Here is a 2,840-nt window from a genome sequence, read left to right on the forward strand (position 1 = left end):
CCTGCTCCATTTTCTCCAAGTAATCCATATGTCCCTTCCCTTAGCGTAATATTTAAATCTTTTAACGCTTCTTTATTTCTGTATGACTTATATAATCCTTCTATTTTTAATTCCATGTCCCCTCCTACTTTCACTTAAACATAATAATAAAAAAATACTCCCTTCCGATAAGTTAATCTTACCAAAAGAGAGTATTTCCATTCTTTAATATAATCTTGTTTATTTATTGAGATTTTATGTAGAAACTATATATTTCTATCACTAGTCTTAATCTCTATTATCAAATTTTCAAAATAATTCTAAGCACTAAACTTTTTATATTACTATTCTTTATAGCTTAAACCATCATGCAGTATCTTCCACTTCTTAGTTTTTGAATCTCTGCCTAAAAATAAATATTTATAAATACCACCTGTGCTCTCATATTCCATAACATGAATATCCTTGTTCTGATATCCATTTGCAACCCCTTTATCTTTTTCATCATAAATTTTATTTATCCTTGGATCTATACATTCATCCATATCTATTCTTTGAATTGCCTCATTATCATTTTCATCAATACCAAGTATATCTATAATATATGGAAAAGCTACATCTAATATTTCCATATATTCTTTTCCACTAAAGGTTGGTCTATTCTTTATTTCCTCTGATGAACCATTACTCATACTTATTTCAAATTCACTACTATCGTAACTTAAAATACCATCATCTTCTTTTTTTTCTTGAGTATTTTGCACTTTATCTATCTCTTCAAAGTTTATAGAATTTATAGCATCCTTTCTAAACTTTCTTATATTCGCTAATGCATTATCTATCTCTTTTTCCTTTTCTTCTTCTGGTAATTTATCTATTTCTTCAAAATTTATATACAATCCAGTATGGCTCTCACTTGAAATATAACTTCTTAAATAAAAGCCACCACTTATAATTACTATTACAAACATAGCTACTAATATCTTTTTATTCTTCATCCCTTACCTCATTTTAAATATATCTATTCTAAATTAATTCTAACAAAAATAGTATTATCCACCCTTGTTTATTTATTGAGATTTAATATAGAAACTATATATTTTATTACCTAATCTAAATTTTCTAAAATAACAGTAAAAATAGTATAATTTTTTTCAGACTTTACGGTTATACTTCCAGAGTGAAGTTCTATAATATCCTTTGCAATAGCAAGTCCAAGACCTGAACCACCAGTAGAAGTCTGCCTAGCCTTATCAATTCTATAAAACTTTTCAAATATTGAATCAAGTTTGTCTTTTGGTATATTACCTATGTTTTCAAAAGATATTAAAACCTTATTTTCTTTTTGCTCTGCAAATATTTCAATACATTTATCATCACTATAATATATTGCATTTTTCAAAAGATTATTAAATACTCTAGCTATCTTTTCAGCATCAGCATATATACTAATATTTTCTGGAATACTTAAATAAACTTCTCTTTTATTTTCTTTAATTACAGGATATAACTCATCTATAATTTGCACCATCATATGAGATAAATCTATCTTTTCTTTACTTAAAGGCACAGATTTAGAATTATATCTAGCAACTTCAAAAAACTCATTAATAAGTCCTTCAAGTCTATAAGCTTTCTCAAGTGTTATCCCCATGTATTTAGCCCTTTGCTTTGTTTCCATTTCAGGATTTTCATTAATCAAACTTAAATACCCAATAACAGATGTAAGTGGTGTTTTTATATCATGGGCTAAATAAACTAATAAATCACTTTTTCGTTTTTCAATTTCTCTCTCTGCCTTTGCACTTCTCTCTAAATCATCCTTTACTTGATTAAGCTTATCTGACATAAATTTTAATTCTGCTGACATAATAATTTCTTCATTTTTACCACTAGCAAGTTTATTTACTCCATCAATAATTTCATCAAAATATTTTGTGAACCAAGATAATAATGCTCTAAAAAACACTAAAAATACTATAATCATAGTTACAAGTAAAGCATAATCAACATACTTCCTAAAATAGTCCCAATATATCCTAGATGATGTATACCAACCAAGCATATACTTTTTATTAATAAATCCCGTTATTATATTCCCTATATGTCCTCTACCTGCTTCACCTATTATTAAAACAGTAATAAACGATAAAATAATTCCTATAGATACTTTTAAAAGTATTTTACGAATAATGTGATTGTAAGCTTTACTTTGTACTTTCTCACTTTTCAAACTTATAACCCACTCCCCATACAGTCTTAATATATTTAGGCTTTTCAATTGAATCATTTAATTTCTCTCTTATATGCCTAATATGTGTTGGAATAGTATTATTATTTTTACTAAAATACTCATCCTTCCAAATTTCTCTAAACAACTGTTCTGAACTAACTACACTTCCCTTTTCTTCAATCAGAATTTTTAAAATTGAAAACTCTGTTGGTGTAAGAGCTATTTTTTTATCATCTAATCTGCACTCATATGTTTTTATATTAACCATAAGTTCATCAAAAATAAATAATCCATCTATCTTTTCAGCTACTTCATTACTATAACTATTATATTTTGTATATCTACGAACCTGTGCCTTAACTCTAGCTATAAGTTCTAAAGGTCTAAAAGGCTTTGTTATGTAATCATCAGCCCCAAGTGTAAGCCCCATAATTTTATCAATCTCATCATCCTTTGCAGTTAGCATCATAATAGGAAATGAATACTTTTCTCTAATCTTCTTACAAATAGAAAAACCATCCCCATCTGGTAGCATAATATCTAAAATAGCTAAATCAATTTTTCTTTCTTTTATGCACTTTATAGCATCAGTCATACAATAAAACTTAAAAACTGTATAATTCTCATT

Annotated in this window: 3 protein-coding genes and 1 pseudogene; all 4 read right to left on the minus strand. The window is 27.1% G+C overall.

The genetic code is table 11. From position 1 onward, the window contains the following. Positions 1-116 (minus strand): annotated as a pseudogene (locus Q0V15_RS13025) (ABC transporter ATP-binding protein); the annotation flags it as partial. A gap of 207 nt (positions 117-323) precedes the next feature. Further along, entirely contained in the window at positions 324-977 is a 654-nt protein-coding gene (locus Q0V15_RS12785) for a hypothetical protein (RefSeq protein WP_297439525.1), read from the minus strand. A gap of 110 nt (positions 978-1,087) precedes the next feature. Further along, positions 1,088-2,212 carry a cell wall metabolism sensor histidine kinase WalK gene (locus tag Q0V15_RS12790; RefSeq protein ID WP_297439526.1) on the minus strand — a complete coding sequence of 375 codons (1,125 nt, stop codon included), beginning with the start codon at positions 2,210-2,212 and terminating at the stop codon, positions 1,088-1,090. Beyond that, a partial coding sequence (locus Q0V15_RS12795; RefSeq protein ID WP_297439527.1) for a response regulator transcription factor occupies positions 2,202-2,840 on the minus strand: 639 nt, incomplete at its 5' end. The genes Q0V15_RS12795 and Q0V15_RS12790, both read right to left, overlap by 11 nt.

Origin of the sequence: uncultured Clostridium sp. (assembly GCF_947036855.1) — a bacterium.
In the GTDB taxonomy this organism is placed as follows: domain Bacteria; phylum Bacillota; class Clostridia; order Clostridiales; family Clostridiaceae; genus Sarcina.